Origin of the sequence: Vreelandella zhaodongensis (genome assembly GCF_013415115.1) — a bacterium.
GTDB classification, from domain to species: domain Bacteria; phylum Pseudomonadota; class Gammaproteobacteria; order Pseudomonadales; family Halomonadaceae; genus Vreelandella; species Vreelandella zhaodongensis.
This window is the reverse complement of record NZ_JACCDD010000022.1, coordinates 1-1,174: the sequence shown is the minus strand read 5'-3', so window position 1 is coordinate 1,174 and position 1,174 is coordinate 1. Positions and strand designations below refer to the sequence as shown.

The following is a 1,174-nucleotide window of genomic DNA, read 5'->3' as shown; positions in this document are numbered from 1 at the left end:
CTGCCCGCTACCGTCAGGTTCTCGTTCAGGAACGTGTCGCCCTCAACGGTTAGGGTTTCGTTCACCGTCACGTTGTTGGTGGTGATTTGGTCACCATCAATCAGCGTTTCGTTGATCGTCAAGCTGCCGTCTTCACCCAGGTCGATGTTCTCGGCCAGTTGGATGTTGAGCGTGTCTTCACCATCCGCCACCACGCCGATGTTGCCTTCGGTCAAGCCGCCTTCAGCACCACCTTTCACGTTGGTCTGCTCACCCAGGCGACGTTCGAATGACTCGCCGCTGTCGCCAGCGAAGGTCAGCGGCGTATCGCCCAACTCGTTCAGCTGATCAAGGTTGACCGCGTGATCGCCTTCGGTGCCAGCCGCCACGTTGGTGACTTGGTTGTCACCCATATTGATCGTGGTGTTCTCGGCAACGTTGATCGCACCTTCGGTGACCTGAAGTGTGTTAGCAAGGTTGGTTTCACCAGACACAGTGAGATTGTTGGCGGTGATGCGGTCGCCATCAATAAAGGTGTCGCCCACGGTGATGCTGTTGCCGATCTTGAGATCGTCATTCAGCGCCAGTTCCAGCGTCTCTTCATCGGTTAGCTTAGTGATGATGTTGCTATCACCTTCCGCATCTTCCTCGCCCACGATGTCCAGACGGTCGCCCAGACGACGCTCAGAGTCGTCACCTTCGTTGGCACCAAACGTCAGCGGCGTATCGCCCAACTCGGTCACTGAGTTATCCACATACTGCTTGTTGGTGATGTGGTTGTTCTCGGTGATGTCGCCGTCGTAGGTGACGTTACCTTCGTTGTTAACGAAGAAGTTGTCGCCCAGCTGTGTAGTACCTTCAACGGTCAGGTTTTCGTTGATGGTGGTGCTACCCGCAACCGTCAGGTTCTCGTTCAGGAACGTGTCGCCCTCAACGGTTAGGGTTTCGTTCACCGTCACGTTGTTGGTGGTGATCTGGTTGCCATCAATCAGCGTTTCGTTGATCGTCAGGCTACCGTCTTCACCCAGGTCGATGTTCTCGGCCAGTTGGATGTTGAGTGTGTCTTCACCATCCGCCACCACGCCGATGTTGCCTTCGGTCAAGCCGCCTTCAGCACCACCTTTCACGTTGGTCTGCTCACCCAGGCGACGCTCGAATGACTCGCCGCTGTCGCCAGCGAAGGTCAGCGGCGTAT

General features: G+C 56.1%; 1 protein-coding gene. It reads right to left on the bottom strand.

Annotated elements, in window-relative coordinates:
- Nucleotides 1–1,174 (bottom strand): hypothetical protein (locus HZS79_RS16700; protein WP_218928038.1); only part of this gene is annotated, 1,174 nt, incomplete at both ends.